An 18,597-nucleotide genomic window follows, 5' to 3' on the forward strand; every position below is an offset into this window, starting at 1 on the left:
ATGGGTAGAACTACCGAACACGCTGGGTATGGTGATGCATGCCGATAGCGGCTTGATGGCCAGCAAACCCTATGCGGCCTCGGGCAATTACATCCATAAGATGTCCGATTACTGTAAGTACTGTAGCTACAATGTCAAAACTCGGACCGAGCTAGATAGCTGTCCGTTCAATAGCCTGTACTGGTATTTTATGATCCGGAATGAGGCGAAATTTCGTACTCATCCACGTATGGGCATGATCTATCGACAGCTAGATAAACTTAAAGATCGGCATCAGATTATCCGCCATGCCCAGCAACTTCTTAGCCAGATCAATGAGTTATAAACGATGAAAAAACAGCATCTCCCTGAAAAAATCTGTATCCACTGTTTGCGCCCTTTTACTTGGCGCAAGAAATGGCACCGCTGCTGGGAGGAAGTACAATATTGTTCTGAACGATGTAAACGTGAGTCCAGACGGTAATCAAAATCAAACACTTAGAAACGCTTGTATTGGCGTGAACAATAGGCCCGTATCACATCAGGTGAACGCAACTGCAAATGCTTGGTTTTTCGGCCAGTCACGCGTGCACGCCACATTTTAAAGCTACTGGGTTTCATATTTTGCCGCATCAAGCGAATCACCGCCGCTTCATTTAAACCATACTCACATAAAATAGCTTCAAAAGGAGTTCGATCTTCCCAAGCCATTTCTATAATTNGCCGCATCAAGCGAATCACCGCCGCTTCATTTAAACCATACTCACATAAAATAGCTTCAAAAGGAGTTCGATCTTCCCAAGCCATTTCTATAATTCTGGATAAGTCTTCTTCAGAAAATTGATTCATACCATTCTCGTTTTTAATCATCATGAAGCGTCAATAAGCTTTATCGACTTTAATCTGACTAAAAGAATAACAATACAATCATGAATTTTTTGTGATTTTTCTCTAGTTTACGGACTCAGCACAAATAACAGGGCTAGTTAAACTAGCCCTTTTAAATCTTAGTTACCTCTATAAGTCGAATATCCATAAGGACTTAGAAGTAGAGGAATATGATAATGGCTGACACTTCCATCTACCTTAAAAATTACAGGAACTTCAGGAAAGAAAGTATCTTGCTTATTTTTTTTAAACCAGTCCTCGATTTTAAAGGTAACTTTATAAATACCGGCTTCAAGCTTCTGATTTTCAGGAAACAATCCAGTAATACGGCCATTAGGGCCAGTATATTGCTGATTTAACTTCACCCATTTATTCCCAGTACTTTTTTCGAGTACCACCTCGACTTGAGCTGAAGGTAGACCATTTTCTAGATTCAACACATGTACACTTAAGGGGTTAGTTTGTGCAAAAGTCATTGAGGTCAACAATAGTGTTGAAAGTGGCAATAATTTTTTAAACATGATGGATTCCTTAAGGATTGAAAATAGACTTAACAGCTGTTTCAGCGCAGTAATGGTCATTTTTTGCGCCCCCTGCTCCGGCAACGCCAATGGCGCCGACCACTTGACTCTCATAACGCACAGGTACGCCGCCACCTAACAAAAGTAAATTTGATAGGGTGGTTAAATTTTTTGTATCCTTGTTTTCATGGGCATTTTGACTTAACAACATGGTCGCCGTTTTAGTGGATAAAGCGGTATAGGCTTTCTTTTCAGCTGCGCCCAAATTATGCGGTCCGACAGTTTCATGCCTATTTGATATCAAGGTATTTCCTCCCCGATCCACCACTACTACGGCAATGTTATGCTGTATTTTTTGACATGCGATCACAGCAGCATCAATAAGAGTTTGTGCTGCCTGAGAATCAAGTGAATAAACTTGATTCAATTGAACGGATTGTGCAAAAGTACTGCTACTCACCAGCATTACTGTTGCAATAAGCCCTTTGAGTTTGTTCATCATGATTGCCCTGAATTAAGTTTTAAAAATCTTATACAATCTGAATGATTTAGATCATGACAATCACATTACAAAGTTGTCATCTTCAAAATGAGCCTGAACAAAATGTGTATTCTAATTATCGAAGATGAAGTGAAAATCGCCTCATATCTGGTTAAAGGGTTAAATGAATCTGGCTATGAGGCGCAATGTGTCCATTCAGGGCTAGAAGGCTTGGAAAAGTTAAAAATGCATGCATATAGTCTGGTCATATTAGATGTGATGTTGCCCGATATCGATGGCTGGGCAGTCCTGAAAGTATTGCGACAATTTTCTAAGATTCCAGTAATTTTTCTTACCGCAAAAGACCAGGTGATTGATCGGGTCAAAGGTTTGGAACTAGGCGCCGATGATTATCTAGCCAAACCTTTTTCTTATATTGAATTACTGGCCCGAATTAAAAGTCTACTTAGACGTCAGCAGTATGTAGAGGAAAATCAATTAGAAATTGCAAATTTAAAATTGGATTTAATCCATCATAAAGTCTGGCGTAACCAGCAGCCTATAGAGCTCAGTAAAAAAGAATTCAATCTTTTGCACTTCTTACTGCGCCATCCGAATGAAATTATTACGCGCAGGCAAATAGCATCTGAAGTCTGGCAAATCAATTTTGATACCGATACTAATTTTATTGATGTGGCTGTGCGACGTTTACGCAGTAAAATTGATGAGGGACATGAGATAAAGTTAATTCATACTGTTCGCGGTTTGGGCTATAAAATTTCGGCAGACAAATAATGTTTAACCCCATTCGCTCTTTAGAACTACGATTAACACTACTGGCTACCACTTGTGCTGCGATGGTTCTGTGTACTGTGGCGTTGATGACTTATCTTGGCATCAACCAGATTCTAATTGCACAGCAAGATCGGGCTTTGGTTGAACGTATTGAACGTCTGGAAATTTTATTGCAGGACAGTCGCAATATTGAGCAGATTATCGCGCAGCCGAAGCTGTATCAAAATATGCTCGGCAATCAGGACAATCTATTTGTATTGCTTAAAGGGAATCAGGCTCTGATCAATATTAATCCTCTTGGCATTCCACTGCCTGAATTTATCCACCAGCCTCAGATTCAATTCCGTGATTTATCAGCTTATGCTTATCCCACCCGTATTGCATGGAAAACTATTCAAATTAATCGACAACCCTATCTATTAATTGCAGGCAAGCAGTGGTCGGAACGTTTAGCGATTATCTCGCCTTTTAAAAAACGTCTTTTTATCTATGTGTTTAGCGGCATTCTAGCCATTTTCATACTTTGCGCGATTGCCAGCCGTTTCGGATTGAACGCATTAAGAACACTACGCAAACAAACTCATGCTATTAGTATTCACAAACTTGAACAGAGACTTAATCTGAATCATCCTCCTCAAGAGATCGAACAATTAGCTTCCGATATTAACGCCATGCTTGGCCGTATTGAACTAGGATATAGCCAACTGAATCGTTTTTCCGAAGACATTGCTCATGAATTCAGAACACCTTTGAATAATTTAATCGGGCAAACCGAAATTTTACTCATGAGTGAACGTAGTCCCGCACAGTATCAGGAACTCTTGATTTCCAACTTAGAGGACTATCAACGTTTAAAACGGATGATTGACAGCATGTTATTTCTAGCACGCGCAGATGCGCACAAAGTTTGCTTAAACAAACAGAAGATTCAACTTCAATCATTTATAGAAGATATATTCAGTATTTTCGAGTATCAAGCCGAAGAACAACACTGCAATTTTGTTTTAAGTCTTGAAGCGACTGAGTTATCGGCAGATCCTGAACTGTTACAACAAGCGCTGTATAATCTGATATCAAATGCGCTCGTTCACGGCGGCAATCACCGAACTATTTATGTACTTAGCCACCGAAAGATCATTAATAATATGCAGATGATTACATTATCTGTAATCACCAGTGGTTTGGAAGTTGCCCCTGAGCATTTGCCTCATCTCTTTGAGCGTTTTTATCAGTGCAATTCCAGCAGACAAAGTCCTCATCAAACGGGTGGTTTAGGCCTATCGATTGTTGCATCCATTTTAACGCTCCATCAGGGAATGTATCAGGCAGTCAATAGCGCAAAAGGTATATGCTTTGAATTGTGTTTTCCTAAATAGTCTTAAATTTAAATGTATGTATTACGACATCAGTAAATTAAATATTTACGTTATATTAAAAAATTAATTTAGACTTTAATTTTTTCTTATGCATATACATTTTTTTATCAGCTTGTTCTGCTGCAAATAGTAAACCTTTATTTGGAACTCTCATTGAAAAACCAATAGCTATACTAATATCAACCTCACAAAAAGCATCTAGAATTCTTTTTAAAAGAATTTCAGCCCCTACTGAGTTATTTTCCATACTTAAAATTACAAATTCATCTCCACCTAATCTAGCAATAATATCATTACTGCGCACTGTATTCACAAGCACATTTGCAGCACACTGTATTAAATGATCACCAGCCGAATGCCCCAAACTATCATTAACTTGTTTCAAATCATTTATATCAATAAAAAAAATTGCTGCTGGATGACCATACCGTTTACATCGCTCTTCTTCCTTTTCTAAGAATTCTTCCCAAGCTCTTCTATTGTATAAACCAGTCAAATCATCTTTAAATACTTTTTTTCTTAAACTTTTAAACTCATTAATTTGCTTGAATTGACGTAATTCAGCTTGAAGTATTCTACTAAGTAAATCTCCTAATAATTCTATTATAGCTATATCTTGACTTATATTTTCAGATTTTGTTTTAGGATGAATAGCACATAATGTTCCAAATAAGCTACCATCCTCATTGGTTATAGGTTGGCCAATATAAGATTTAATACTTACCTGATTATTAATTGGTGCACTTGCATATAGTTCAATTTTTTCTGAGGCAGGAGCAATTTTTGGACCATTTCCTTTAACCATATGGCAACAAAATGAATCAGCCCATTTGAAAACTTGACCTGGTTTAATATGGTATCCATGGTCTTCTGTTTGCAATACTATCCAATCATCACCTTCTACCCGGGTAATCATACATAAGTCAAATCCAAACCTCTGATGTAAAAAATTTAAAATTTCTCTTCCTGCACCTTCAAAATTTTTAAACTTTTGTTTATTCATTAAAGTAGTCCTTGGTTGTATATTAGCCATCTCTCGGTGAAACTTTTGATCCTAAACATACATTCTTATATCAAAATTAAAAAAAATATAAAAGCAACTAAATCAATATACACAAAAAAAACATATTTTTCATAAAGTTGTTTTTACTTTTCAATGTTTTTCAATATAGACTATTGATACTTAAATTAAATAAAAAATTAATTTAATTTCGCATAAAATGTATTGAAGCCAAGGAGGTTCTGAAAAGTGAAGAGTGATCTTAGAAAGCTAAATATTGAGTATGTTTTAAATTCTATTGATAAAAGTACAGATCTTCAACTTATACTTAACTCGATATGTTCTTGGCTTGAATCAAATATTACAGATGCGTTAGTTACAATTATGCTTTATTCAGAAGCAGAGCAAACATTAACACTTGTAAATGGGGAACATCACTTTTCTTCTAAATATTGTCGTTCAATCAGTCCTTTAAAAGTTAAGGATAAGAATGGATCTTGTGGTACAGCTGCTTTTTCTAGAAAAACTATTATTAGTCGTAATTTGATACTTGATCCTAATTGGAAAAATTATTTAGAGTTTGTTAGAGAAGAAAATATTATTAGTTGTTGGTCTGTGCCTATTATAAGTGCTAAAGGTATCTTATATGGAACTTTTGGCACCTACTATCGTGAAGAGAAGACGCCCAGATCAGAGCACTTTGAATTTATAAATCAAGCGGTATCATTAATTGCGTTAGCAATTGAAAGAGAAAATGAATACAAACAGAGACTAGCTATTAATGAAAAATATAGCTCTTTTTATACGCATCATCCTGATTTAATTATTGAAATTGACCTTAATGGTTATATTTTAAATTCAAATATTACTTGTAATAAAATTCTTGGATTCTCAGAAAAACAGATATTAGGAAAACATTTTTGGACTTTTATACCAACTAAATATCATAAACTTATTAACTTAGCATTTAAAGATGCATTAAAAGGTATTGCTAAACATTATAAAATTCCTGCATATCATTCTTCTGGCAAACTCATTTGGCTTGATCTTACAAATTTACCCATTATTCAAAATCAAAAAGTCACTGGTGTATTTGCCATCGCACGTGATATTTCTACACGTTTAAAAAATGAAGAAAGCCTGCGCTTATTAAAGCGCGGGGTAGATGCGAGTCCAAATGGGATCTTCATAACTGACATCTCTGATAATTTAGAAATAGTTTTTGTTAACCCCTCATTTACATCTATAACTGGATATAGCCCAGAAGAAATTTTAGGCAAAAGTTATAACTTCTTGTCAGGACCTGAAACTGATTTAATTCAGGTAGAAAAAATCAAAACAGGAATAAGGGAACTAAAAGAAACAACAGTTAAATTAAAAAAGTACCGTAGAAATGGAACTTGGTTTTGGTGTCGTTTAATGTTTGGACCTGTATTCGATCAAAATAATATTTGTACTCACTTCTTAGGTAATATTGAAGATATAACTGAGGATGAAAAGAACAGAAGTTATATTAAGTATCAACATACCCGTGACTCAATCACTGGTTTGCCAAATCAGAGAACATTTGATAAATTTTTAGAAAAAGAATTTGAACAACAAAATAAATCTCCAGCTAGTCTGGCATTATTTTACATTGATCTTGATGATTTTAGATCTATGAATGAAAGTCTAGGCTATTTGATCGGTGATAAAATAATTAGAGATATCGGCTCACGTTTACAGGACTTATTAAAAAAAGATGGTTTACTGAGTCGATATATTGAAGATAAGTTTATTTTATTAGTAAAAAATTCTAAAAATCATAACCAATTAGTTACTTTGGCAGAAAGTATACTTGACCTTATTTCTCAAAACTTTCAGATTGAAAATAAAGCTCTACATTTAACAGCTAGCATTGGAATTGCCGTAAGAAACTCTAATACTCGATATGCTTCAGAGCTGTTATATGAATCCATGAATGCCCTGAAAGAAGCAAAAAAACAAGGAAGAAACACGTGGTATTTATATAAAAGAGATCCAAACAAATTTTTCCCAGAGAAAGATTATGCTTTTTTGCGATTAGAACTTATGACTGCACTAAAGGAAAAACAATTTAGATTATTCTATCAACCTTTGGTGGATCCACGAACAGGCAAAGTTCACAGTGTAGAAGCACTGATTCGCTGGCATCATCCTCAAAAAGGCTTTATTTTTCCTGATACTTTCATTCCATTAGCCGAAAGAACTGGTCAAATTGTCGCAATTGGCCAGTGGGTTCTTGAACAAGCGTGCTTTGATATTGCCCATATAAATGAAAAAAATAACACAACAATTTCGGTCTCTGTCAATATTTCTCCCCTACAATTCGGTCGCAGTAATTTCCTTAGTTGCTTGGAAAGTGTACTGATTAAAAGTAAACTACCAGCTAATCTTCTTAAAATCGAAATTACAGAAGGCGTGATTATTAATGGTGCAGATAGAGCAATAGAGATATTAAAGTCAGTTCGTGAGCTAGGAGTAAAAGTTTCAATTGATGATTTTGGAACAGGTTATTCAAGTCTTAGCTATTTACGTCGACTACCAATTAATCAAATTAAATTAGATCGTGAGTTTATAGATAATTTGACAAATAATTCTCAAGATTCATCTATAGTTCAATCTATAATTTATTTAGCTCATCAGCTTAATCTTGAGGTTGTTGCAGAAGGAGTAGAAACACTAGAACAAGCAAAAATACTTCATTATCAAAATTGTGATCTCTTGCAAGGATATTTTTACACGAAGCCAGTTGAACTGAATAACGTAATTTTTAAATACTACTCACTAGAAGAATGTTAAATTGAATAGCCACCACTCTCCTAGACAAATATCGTCTATTCTTTTTGCATAGGAGAGAACCTTATGAGTGGACAACGATATACACCAGAATCTAAAGATGAAGCAGCTTAATCGGTTTTATTTAAAAGATGGAGATGGCGTCAATTTAGCTCAAAACCTAAACATTTAATTTTAATAAAATTTTCTACTATTTAAAAAATTATTTACCCATTTTGTACCCAAATTAGATTTAGTGCATTGAATACGAGAACTAATTTTGTTCAAATCCATATTTAGGATTAGAACTTGTGTACGCATTTTAACATATTTCACAGAAATAAAATGTAATGATATATCATTACATTTTGTGCTATTTCTTTTTCATATATCATTCATTCCAACACACTCAGGGATAAGGTCATGTTTGAAACTATTGACGATTTGAAGACAAAGTTAGATCAGCATCGTCCTCTTTCCCCTACAATTATAAAAAATCTACAAGAAGACCTTATTGTCCGTTGGACATATCACTCGAATGCGATCGAAGGCAATACACTTACCTTGCTTGAAACAAAAGTTGTTCTAGAAGGTATTACCGTTGGTGGCAAAGCATTACGAGAACATTTCGAGGCAATCAACCATAGAAATGCCATTTACTATGTTGAAGATATTATTCGTAAAGAAGAACCATTCTCTGAATGGCAGATTCGAAACATCCACCAACTCATTCTAAAAAATATTGATGATGAAAATGCAGGTCGCTATCGTCAACAAAATGTTTTAATTTCGGGTGCTACAACTACTGCACCCGACTACACACTGCTAAATGACAAAATGGCTCAGCTAATCAATTGGTATAATACAGAAGCACATAAGCTTCATCCAATCGAACGTGCTGCTAAAGTACATGCAGATTTTGTAGGTATCCATCCATTCATTGACGGCAATGGACGTACATCACGTCTATTGATGAATCTCGAATTACTTAAAGCTGGTTACCCGCCATGCGTTATCACTGTTGAAAATCGCTTAGCCTACTACGAAGCTTTAGATCAATGGATGGCTTATGGCAGAACTGAAGCTTTTATTCAATTGGTTACCGAATCTGTTTTGGAAGGGTTTAAACCATATCAAACTGTTCTAGGAATATAAACAGCTTGAGCGGTATCTTGATCGGTGGTATCTAAGCTGAGAATCGCATCTAGAATCATCTGCAAAATAAACTTAATAACAGTGCTGAATGTGACTTGATTTATCCAACTAGTTTCCGATGCTGTACTGGAAGGATTTAAACTATATAGTACTTTTAGCGGTGTAAAAATAAAGGGAACATTATGATGTTATAATATTCCCTAACATTGTTCACAAAATAAAAAATATATAATTTTCAATTAATTAAAACATAAGATCGAAGTATTATTTAACTTTAATCAGCTCGACTTCAAAAATCAATTCACTATTTGGTGGAATCGTCCCTGGTACTCCTTGTTTACCATAAGCTAAATTCGGTGGAATATACAAAGTAGCTTTACCTCCTTCTTTCATTAACTGAAGGCCTTCTGTCCACCCTGGAATAACTTGATTAAGAGGAAATTCTATATATTCACCACGTTGATATGAGCTATCAAACACCGTACCATCAATCAATTTACCCTCGTAATGTACAACCACAGTAGAATGTTCTGTAGGTGACCTACCTGAACCTTCTACAATTAGCTCATATCCTAATCCAGAATCCGTAACTATTTTATCTGTATCTTTATTCATCTCCAAAGATGTACAGATATTTTTCTCTGCAATTTCTTTTAACTCTTGTTTATAGCTATGAGGATAATAAATATCATGAATTTTACATTTTCCATTAACACATTGAATATCAAAATCTCTTTTGATAATTTCATTCTCAATTTTAAAAAGAGCACGGACAAGACCATTACTTAATAAGGAAACTTGAATATCATTGATACTTAAAGTTATATCTCCATTACCAGGTACTAAAACACGACTAACCCAATCACACATATCTCCTTGATTTCTCTCAGAGATAGCATTACGCTGATTGAACAGTTCACGTAACTCTAAAGAGGAATTCTCCTCTATGACATAATCTGAATTCTCTGAAAGTTCCTTTATATATAGCTTTTTAACAAAATTTATTTTTTCTTCTTCTAAATCTATTTCACTTTCTACATTAGACCACTGCAATATACCGTCTAGACTATAATGTTCAATTACACCATTCGCCTTGGTCACAATATAATAAGCATCAACTTTATCTGTAGCTTCAACTTTTTTATATCTGTCACCTGGCTCTAATACAAATGGTAAAATGTTTTCTGCTATATCAGTTTCTTTTGTGGATATCTGAGAATTATTAGTTAAACCTGCTACGACCAAACCTGGAATAGGCAACAACATCATCAAACATAAAACTACTTTACTAACAGGATTATCTAATGGTGGTGGTGGTGGTGGAATATTTTTTCCTTGATTGATAAATAATCTGTCTCTTTCATATTCAACTGAATTAGCTCCATGTTTATTCTCACCCGATTTACCTACTATAAGCCCAACAATCAACCAAAGAATACCAGTTAACATACAAGGAATTGCCAACCAACCAGACCAGTTAATATCATGTAATCGTTTTACTGTAAGTACAAATACTACATACCAATAAAAAACCATTATGATTAATCCACCAAATCCTAGTTGCTCACTAGTTATAACCAAAGCCTGTTCAGCTATAACAAAAATAAGAAATAGAGAAAAATATACTAACAATAATAATAGATTAGCTTTCCAGAACAATCCTCTTGAAATTCGACCTTTGGGTGAGAAAAATAAAGGAATAACCTGCTGCTGAAATAATTTTGTGGACAACATAATTTACTCCTAAACCTCTCTAAAAGTCGTGTCAAGAATCAAACCTTGCTGCTGTACAGATTTAAAGTCTCTACTCACTTGCTCAAGGATTTGTTTATTTTTCTTGAGATTTTCCAGTTCTTGTTTTTGCATTTCCAAAATATCTCGATATTGAATATATTCTGGTGCAAAATTAACGAGTGCTGTTTGATCATCAGATAGACGTTCATAGACAGCACTAAAATGCCCTTGAATTAAATCTTTGAGTTGTCCTCTAATAACAGGAAACTCTTGCTCTGCTTTTTGTCGTTGAGCGTGTTCATTCCACATGCTATATAGGCTCAAGGCTACTCCAGCTACTCCAGCCCATTTGGCAATACCACCTGCTAAATTCGTTGCCCCCCAAGGCTTAAACTTTAGAGATGCACCTGTTAAACCTGAAATCGCATCTCTTGCAGCAATCACCCCCACCTTAATTGTACCTGTGGGTAATTTAGCAACTCTATTCAATGCTGATGTGGAAAATTTAAGTGTCATTTTCTCAAGAGAATTTGCATAGTCTTCAGAAATACTTAATTGATGTTCAATTTTTGAACCAACATTTTTCATAATACCTGTTGTATAACTTAAATGTCTTAAACAGATATTTTCAATCTGTTGTTTTAATTTAGAACCTGTATCATTACCAGAACCACCTATTTGTGATTCAATAAAAGAACCCAAGGTTTCTACACTTAATGTATTCAAATATCCTAATACATCATTTTCAGCAGCTTGTAACTCACTCAACAAATTCTGTTTTGTTGCACTAAACTTTCGCCCCACTTGCTCTAAATCATAAGTGATGGTCTGTATATTATCAGCAGTATCTTTGATATATAGGTCTATACCGTTATACTGTTGTTCAGCCAACGTTAAGTTTTCTAAAATTACATCTCTCACCACATCCAAGCCAGTCTTTCTAATTAGACTATCTCTAGCAGTTGAGCTTAGAATTTGATTCGTTACTGCTTTCAGCTTATTAATTCTGGAACGCTCTCCATAAAGTTCTTTTTTCTCAAGCCAAAAATCCAGTCCTCGACCATTCGGGTTTGAGGCAATACAAACGATATTCAGAGCTTTCTTTTCCTGATCTGTTAGCTGGATAAAGCGGTCTAATTTTCCAAGCAAGTTATCTTTTTTGATCTTCGAGCGTTCTTCAAATTCATCTTCATCCCGTAAGTCAGCAACCTCGTCCATCTTATTAATAATAAAGATCGTTGAAGATAACTTATTCAAATCTCGCAATACCCATTGCACAGTATCTTTATGGCTTTCCTTTAAGGGATTAACTGCATCAACCACGTAAAATATTAAATGAGCTTCTGAGATATATTTACGGGTAATATCACTATATTGGATAGTATTACCCCGATCATCTAACCTTTCTTTATCACCAAATAATCCTGGCGTATCTACAATCTCACATTTCTCGGGTAGATTGTCAGGTTTATAAATTGCCAACTCATTAGAAGATTCATTACTGTCAATAATCATATTATTCATGACTTGACCTAACCAACCTGCAATTACACTGGTCTTACCATCAGAAAATGCACCTAATAATGCGATTCTTAGCGTATCATCATTTACGTTGACAATCGCATTTTCAATTTTCTGTAATACATCTACTGAGTCAATACCAACGTCATTAAGTTTGGAAACAATACCTTTTAACCAATCCAGCTGTTTAATGACATCACTTTTATATACTGTAAATTGATTAAACTGCTCCATATTCTTTTTCCTTAATACGTTGTTTGAGACTAGAGATAGTCTGGATTTCAGAGCTTAAAATACGTTCAATATCCCGCATCTTTTGATATTCTGCCTCTATTACTGGGCTTATTGTTTTTCTAATTTCTGTCTGTAAACCCAACTTCATTGATGCTACTTCTGTATTTAAATCATAAATAACACTGCTTTGCTTTGATCTCAACATATCTCTATAATTACTTTGTCTCCTAGCAATTCTTTTCTCTTTACCACTTATAGAGTTAATGACTTCTACTACTGCACCAATAACTGCACCAGCAATTCCACCTACGATATTACCAACCACAGGAATAAAACTACCCAAAGTAGCACCCAAGGCTACCATTCCACCAATATTAGCTAATGTTCCCATCATCCCTTTTACATCAAAAGAGGAATCAAAAGATACATTTAAATTAGTATTAGAAGCTTTATTAGCAATCCTCATAGAATGAATAACTTTTCCAACATTTTTACTCATCATGGAAAGCTCTCGCTTGAGATTATCCTTATACTTATTTAACTCATTATCAGCAGTATTAGTTAGCTTTCTTTTAAAATCATTACCATTGTTTCTAATAAAAACTCCTACACCACTATTAATCTTTTCATTTTCAGTTTTTCCAAATACTCTGTAATCATTCTGGGTAATTAGTTTATCTGATTCCTCAGCGATTTTAGAAAAGAACTCTCTTGATATATTCTCAAACTCCATTTTCAAACTATACTCGAACTCATTAGTTAGTTCATTAATAGCCGCTAAACCAAAATCCAACTCTTTTTTTACTTTAGATTGTAAAATTTGGTGTTTTTCTAGTTCTGTTTGTAGAATCTCAATCGTTTCTTCCACACGCCGAGAAATTTTATGTTTGTTACTTTCCACAATATCTTGTTTAAAAGTATCAAATTTAGAAACAATATATTCCTGCAACTGACCAATCTTACTAAAATCAGCCATTTTTTCTGTATCTTTAAACAGTTGTAAAAATTTCTTTTGATCTCGACCTAAATCATGATTTCGACCAAAAAATATAGTTGTTTCCTTTTTCTCTGGGTTATAGGCAAGGGCAGAAAATGCCATCAAACCTTGCATATATTGACCACCCTGGATCAGGTCTTCACCAATGCTTTCCTTTAATACATCAAGTGTTTCATCAAACAGTTTACTTGCACCACCATGTGCCTGTTCTAAAGTTGCATACGGTTCATCACTATCTTCATCTGCATAGTACGATGTCGCTGGACCTCGCAAATTTAGAATAGGATAAACTTTTGCATAATCATTAAGATAGCTTTTTATCTTTTGTGCCGTCTTCTTTTCTGGCTTTTTCCCAGCTCCATTGACATAAAACACCAAATGAGCCTTTGCAACTGCCTTATGAACTAAATGCTCATATTTACTCTCATCACCCTCAATACCTGGCACATCGATCAGTTGGAAAGTCTTATCCTTATATGTAAACTCATAGCTCACATTGTCTTTAGTAAAGTCTGCTTCACCTGTACCGATAATCTGTCCATCTACACGGTTAGGGTAAATACGAAGCCCTTCTAGTTTTTTTTGCTCATTTAATACATGAATCAAATCCTGCATTAAATCAATATTATTTTCACGATGTGGTTGAGAAGCCCAGGAAATCGCATAAGGTTCACTATATTTTTTCTTAAAATTTTCTACGGCATTTGCCTGAGTAGACTCAACTTCATCGAAATCAACAGAATCCTGAAAATAATCTTCAGTCTGATATTCATTACTATTTAAATTTCCTGAAATCTGCAAAGTACCTGCTTGCAGTTCAGGTAATAACTTTTGGAATCTTTCCCAATCTTCTAAACCGTTACGCCAAACATAACTCTGCGATTTAATAACCTGGCCATTGTATAAATCTAATAATTCCTTGCTACTAGAAACAATATGCTGCTGATGCTGTTGATCCAAATAAAACCATTTTTGTTCTTGGTTCATTATTATTTTCCTTATTAATTACCTAATAATTTCATCAGAACAGCACCAAAAATGGCTCCAAATACGGCAATAGCAACATAGAAAAAATATATTTTTTTATATTTTTCAATAGTCTGATTACAGACTTTCTGTGCTTCAATAAAATTATCTTTTTCTTTATTATAGTCTGTCACTATTTCAGTAAAGCCTTGAATTTGTCCTTTTAGATCCCTTGTTTCATTTTCAAACTTCTTGGCAGACTCTCCTAATGCTTTTATAAGATTATTAGAGTTCTCCGCAAATGATTTTTCCAAATCTTCTGCGATTGCTTTACCATTTTTTATTTGTTCTTGCCGTTCTTTTTCATTAAAAACAATTCTTAACGCTTCAAGAATGGTGCTTTTCCCTGCCCCTGTTTCACCAAAGAAAGCAATGGTAAATTTATCCCATTCAGAATTATTTTCCAAAAATTTAATATCTTCCCCAAACTTTTCACTAATATCTTGCAATCTAGCTTTGATATTTTTTAAATGTTCCATACCCTGTTCATCTGCCAGTTGAATTGAACTAATATCGGTTAATGCTTGTTGAACATTATTCTTAGCTTCACTATATAAGCCCTGAAAGGCTAATTTTTCATTTGACATTATTAACTCCAGTTAAATTTATTACGTGAGTAGACTTCTTGCACAAGTAGTTATTTAGACATTTGGGTTTTATGTAATACCTTATAAATTAAAATTTATTTTCTCAAATTTTGAATTATGCGAGAGATCTAATAATTTATAGATTTAAATACTCTTTCAATTCCACTTCCATCTCGTGTTGCAACCTTTCAGGGCTGACTATCTTCAAATGAGGAATCCAGAATCGAATCAAAGGCAACAACTGCATATCATGATTAATCGTAGAAGATACGAGTAAACTACCATCCCCCAACTCTCTTACAATTTGCTGTTCAGGTAGTATTGATCTCTGTTTAAAATAAAAAGCAACCTGACTATCAATAGTTAAAATAATTTCCTGTTTATCCTGTCCAAACCAGATGCTTTCATCATTTTCTACAAGTTTTACAATATTCGGATCTGGAACAAATTTTAAATACTCATGTGGAGAGTGTGTAAGCTGAATATGTGAAAACCGATATGTACGCAATTGATTTTTTCTCACTGCAGCCAAATACCAACTACCGTGATGATGAATTAAACGATAAGGTTGAACCAGTCTAGGCTCGCCTTTATATACAAAACTAATTTGACTATATTCTTGAATTGCTTTTCCAAGTGCTTTAAATAATTCTTTAAACTGACTTGCATCTTCGAAAGAGTAACCTTTAACACTATAGATATGATGTGCTCTACTATCTAAAATTTCGCGTAAAAAAGTCATATCCAATGACGGATATAAATGACTAATTCCCGAAAGTTGAGCAAAATTACGGATATCTTTTGGTGCAATTTTCCCTAGATAATTCGATTCTAAGTAATATTTTTTAGTTTCTTCATCTTGTAGCAATGGCAAATAAGTATTCAGACGATCAAAATCTCGCAAAATAGTACGGGTACTTACCCCAAACTCTGATGCAAGCTCTTTTATACTTAACTGATAACCCATATTTAATTTTGTTAAAATATTCGCCAATCGGTCAGCTAAACGCTCATGAGTAGAATCATCACGCTGCATAAATTTTCTCTAATTATTTAAAACATATACCAAACTTTTAAAGCTTAGATATGTTTAAAATATAACACATTAGATAAACAAAAAATTACACTCAATCACAAAAAAATTAATGTAATTTCAATTTAAATAGAATTTAGTCTTTCTAAATAACGTTCGAAGTGTAGCATTGCTAAATAGAATTTCTTTAGTTCAACCCATTTTATTTTCCCAAGTATTAATGCTTTAAAAATACGCGATAAAGCATTCTTCTTATGCTTATTGGTAAATGGATCAGGGCGTATCACCATGCTAGTGTCCTTTCAACGTTCCTTTTAAATTTAAACTTTTGATCAAAATGACTAATCAATCGAATAAAGTGAAGATAGGACATAAAAATGACAGGAGATGTCACCATGGATAAAAAATTATTATTTAAACCTTATTTTTTTCTTTAAGTGTCAGAGGTGGTAGGTGTTTAACCCAGTTGGTAAAACCCTCTCCTACCTATACTTAGTACATCGTCTATTACCTATATTTACCCAAATATAGAAAAAGAGTCTGGGCATAAGCCCAGACTCTTTTTTGAACATTATAATTGCTTATAAAACATTTTAATTTTCTGTGCCATTAGCTTACGGCGTTGAGTTAGAAAATCAATATATCGATCTGAGTCTAATGAACCAATGTTTTCTGGTACACAATGATTGATTAAGTTCTGTTCCAAATCATTTAGATTTCTCAAAGAGGTTATTTCATTATTCTGCGTCTTTATATCTTGAATAACTGTAGCCATATAGACACTTGGAGAAACATTTCTGAGCTTAATATTCACCGACTGCTCAGTGTAAACATAGTTTGCAACCTGATTATATTCACTTTTTTTAAAACCATTTTTCGCCAAATAATCTTTAGGGAATACATGATGTACATCACCTCTTTGCTCAATCAAACTACGTACAGTTAAACTATCGGATAAGAAAGACTGCTCATTCGACTTACATTGAGCTGCTAAGTAGCAGAGGTAGGCATTGTTAACAGTACTAGACGAATCGAGTTCATTGACTAATCTATAATCCCAGAATCCGTCATCCAGATCTGCCTGCTCAATTTGTGCCAAGTATGCTTCTATACCTTTTTCTAAAATTTGCTTACTATCTCGTTCAATCGCAGTTTCTGAAGATCCAGAATATCGACCAGTCAGTAATGAAACCACATACCAACGTTTCACAAGATTCTGTATCTGAGGCTCTGGCATTTTTAAAGCACGTAATTGTAAGTAAAGCGCATATGCGAAATTCAAACTGGTTTGCGAACTAATTAATTTTTTATTGATAAAACCAGCAGACTGAATAATCGTGATAAATCTTTGGTAATTGGTTTGGTTAAAAAAGTCCTCTAAACCTTGTCTTAACTTCTTATAACTTTCTTCAGCAATGCTTTGAACATTCCGTCTATTTTCAAAATCTCGACCTGAAAGTAACGCTACTAAATCACTAAATTTCCCACGATTAAATTGACACGTATACGCCACGCGCAAAACATCTATATAGTTTGGTTGGTACAAGTCATCTTTAATTCCAGCAATCCAACTAATCTTTTTATAATCATCACTGCTTGCAAATACTTTGTCATTTTGTTGAATAGTTTTATTGAAGCTATTGTCTTTAAGCAAGTGACAAAAATAATCAATCATCTTACGTAGTCGATTGCCACCAAAATGCTCATCGGATGCAATCTTCGACATAACAAAGTCAGCATTACTTAGTACAACGCCTTTCTGATTAATTCGAATAAAAATTTCCGTCACCGTATCAATATCAAGAGATGAATCTAGCTCAATGATACCGATCTGACGGTTCTTAATTGCTTTTAATTTTTCGAGTTTATCTTCAATAAAATCTTCATTCGCTTCAGGATTTAATGCCATATAAGCACGTCGTGCCTGAGATATTGAAACATCTCCATTTAATATTGGAGCAATGTTATTGACCCAAATCGGATTACGTTCGATTGCAGTATTGCACACTTCAAACAGAGGCTCATCATCCTGAGCTGTTGGGTTATAGGCAATACGAATATTTGTTTCTTTATAATCTTTATCTAATACAGCCTGCCCTACAACTGCAGCTGTTAAAGCTGTAATTCGTTGCTGACCATCAATAAGGACTTTCTTACCTGCTGATAGCGTACCATCCTTTAAACGTATATCTGGATTACGCCATGTAATGATATAACCCACGGGATAACCTTTATAAAGTGAATCCATCAAATCACGGACTTTACTGCTCGACCAAACAAATGGTCGTTGAATTTCTGGAATTGCTATTTCGCTAGATTTAATCCATGAAAGTAATGTATCAATTGGATGCTGATGTACTGAATACTTAGCCATGAATACCCCTCAATTGTAACAACTATAAATTATCAAAAAGATAAAAATTAATACTAATCAATTATTTTCATTTAAATAACCGTTATTAAATTAATCAAAA

General features: G+C 34.2%; 14 protein-coding genes and 3 pseudogenes. 6 read left to right on the forward strand and 11 right to left on the reverse strand.

Translation table 11 applies throughout. The features are described from left to right. Both OKC24_RS13050 and OKC24_RS13055 read left to right on the forward strand, forming a co-directional pair. Positions 1-325 (forward strand): annotated as a pseudogene (locus OKC24_RS13050) (cryptochrome/photolyase family protein); the annotation flags it as partial. Between the two features lie 3 nt (positions 326-328). Next, positions 329-463 (forward strand): DUF2256 domain-containing protein, encoded by a 135-nt coding sequence (locus tag OKC24_RS13055; protein WP_081408287.1) that lies wholly within the window; start codon positions 329-331, stop codon positions 461-463. A 14-nt stretch (positions 464-477) separates the two neighbouring features. On the opposite strand, the gene OKC24_RS20060 is transcribed toward OKC24_RS13055, so the two are convergent. The 3 genes from OKC24_RS20060 to OKC24_RS13075 all read right to left on the reverse strand — a co-directional run bounded on the left by OKC24_RS20060 (position 478) and on the right by OKC24_RS13075 (position 1,887). Then, entirely contained in the window at positions 478-852 is a 375-nt protein-coding gene (locus OKC24_RS20060; protein WP_368859740.1) for a TIGR03643 family protein, read from the reverse strand. A gap of 134 nt (positions 853-986) precedes the next feature. Then, entirely contained in the window at positions 987-1,388 is a 402-nt protein-coding gene (gene uraH, locus OKC24_RS13070) for a hydroxyisourate hydrolase (protein ID WP_130144987.1), read from the reverse strand. A gap of 10 nt (positions 1,389-1,398) precedes the next feature. Continuing rightward, positions 1,399-1,887 carry a GlcG/HbpS family heme-binding protein gene (locus OKC24_RS13075; RefSeq protein ID WP_067670080.1) on the reverse strand — a complete coding sequence of 163 codons (489 nt, stop codon included), beginning with the start codon at positions 1,885-1,887 and terminating at the stop codon, positions 1,399-1,401. 105 nt (positions 1,888-1,992) lie between these two features. On the opposite strand from OKC24_RS13075, the gene OKC24_RS13080 reads away from it, so the two are divergent. Together OKC24_RS13080 and OKC24_RS13085 are read left to right on the forward strand one after the other, a co-directional pair. After that, positions 1,993-2,664, forward strand: coding sequence for a heavy metal response regulator transcription factor (locus OKC24_RS13080; RefSeq protein WP_067670015.1), 672 nt, complete (start codon positions 1,993-1,995; stop codon positions 2,662-2,664). Continuing rightward, entirely contained in the window at positions 2,664-4,040 is a 1,377-nt protein-coding gene (locus OKC24_RS13085; protein WP_130144989.1) for a heavy metal sensor histidine kinase, read from the forward strand. Before OKC24_RS13080 ends, OKC24_RS13085 begins: the two co-directional genes overlap by 1 nt. Positions 4,041-4,095: 55 nt before the next feature. Here OKC24_RS13085 and OKC24_RS13090 read toward each other — a convergent pair whose 3' ends face one another. After that, positions 4,096-5,043, reverse strand: a complete 948-nt coding sequence (locus tag OKC24_RS13090) for a sensor domain-containing diguanylate cyclase (RefSeq protein ID WP_130144991.1) — start codon at positions 5,041-5,043, stop codon at positions 4,096-4,098. 246 nt (positions 5,044-5,289) lie between these two features. Here OKC24_RS13090 and OKC24_RS13095 point away from each other — a divergent pair, with 246 nt between their 5' ends. Together OKC24_RS13095 and OKC24_RS13100 are read left to right on the forward strand one after the other, a co-directional pair. Further along, the gene (locus tag OKC24_RS13095; RefSeq protein ID WP_130144993.1) at positions 5,290-7,860 is read left to right on the forward strand and encodes a bifunctional diguanylate cyclase/phosphodiesterase; all 2,571 of its coding nucleotides are present in this window, start codon (positions 5,290-5,292) and stop codon (positions 7,858-7,860) included. Positions 7,861-8,259: 399 nt separating this feature from the next. Next, positions 8,260-8,991 carry a Fic family protein gene (locus OKC24_RS13100; RefSeq protein ID WP_265465548.1) on the forward strand — a complete coding sequence of 244 codons (732 nt, stop codon included), beginning with the start codon at positions 8,260-8,262 and terminating at the stop codon, positions 8,989-8,991. A gap of 264 nt (positions 8,992-9,255) precedes the next feature. On the opposite strand, the pseudogene OKC24_RS13105 reads toward OKC24_RS13100, so the two are convergent. The 7 genes and pseudogenes from OKC24_RS13105 to OKC24_RS13135 form a co-directional block, all read right to left on the reverse strand. Then, positions 9,256-9,579: pseudogene (locus tag OKC24_RS13105) on the reverse strand (FKBP-type peptidyl-prolyl cis-trans isomerase); the annotation flags it as partial. Between the two features lie 804 nt (positions 9,580-10,383). Continuing rightward, positions 10,384-10,725, reverse strand: a pseudogene (locus OKC24_RS13110) (DUF805 domain-containing protein); the annotation flags it as partial. Positions 10,726-10,734: 9 nt separating this feature from the next. Next, on the reverse strand, positions 10,735-12,480 hold the full coding sequence (locus OKC24_RS13115) for a LeoA/HP0731 family dynamin-like GTPase (protein ID WP_265465550.1): 1,746 nt from the start codon (positions 12,478-12,480) through the stop codon (positions 10,735-10,737). Further along, entirely contained in the window at positions 12,467-14,464 is a 1,998-nt protein-coding gene (locus OKC24_RS13120) for a GTPase (protein WP_265465552.1), read from the reverse strand. Before OKC24_RS13120 ends, OKC24_RS13115 begins: the two co-directional genes overlap by 14 nt. A 14-nt stretch (positions 14,465-14,478) precedes the next feature. Further along, the gene (locus tag OKC24_RS13125) at positions 14,479-15,090 is read right to left on the reverse strand and encodes a hypothetical protein (protein WP_265465554.1); all 612 of its coding nucleotides are present in this window, start codon (positions 15,088-15,090) and stop codon (positions 14,479-14,481) included. A gap of 136 nt (positions 15,091-15,226) precedes the next feature. Beyond that, complete coding sequence (locus OKC24_RS13130) at positions 15,227-16,126, reverse strand: helix-turn-helix transcriptional regulator (protein ID WP_180160562.1); 900 nt, start codon at positions 16,124-16,126, stop codon at positions 15,227-15,229. Between the two features lie 568 nt (positions 16,127-16,694). Beyond that, on the reverse strand, positions 16,695-18,497 hold the full coding sequence (locus OKC24_RS13135; RefSeq protein ID WP_265465557.1) for a GmrSD restriction endonuclease domain-containing protein: 1,803 nt from the start codon (positions 18,495-18,497) through the stop codon (positions 16,695-16,697). Between the last annotated feature and the right edge of the window lie 100 nt (positions 18,498-18,597).

The sequence above is a fragment of the Acinetobacter entericus genome, assembly GCF_026168575.1.
GTDB lineage: Bacteria > Pseudomonadota > Gammaproteobacteria > Pseudomonadales > Moraxellaceae > Acinetobacter > Acinetobacter bouvetii.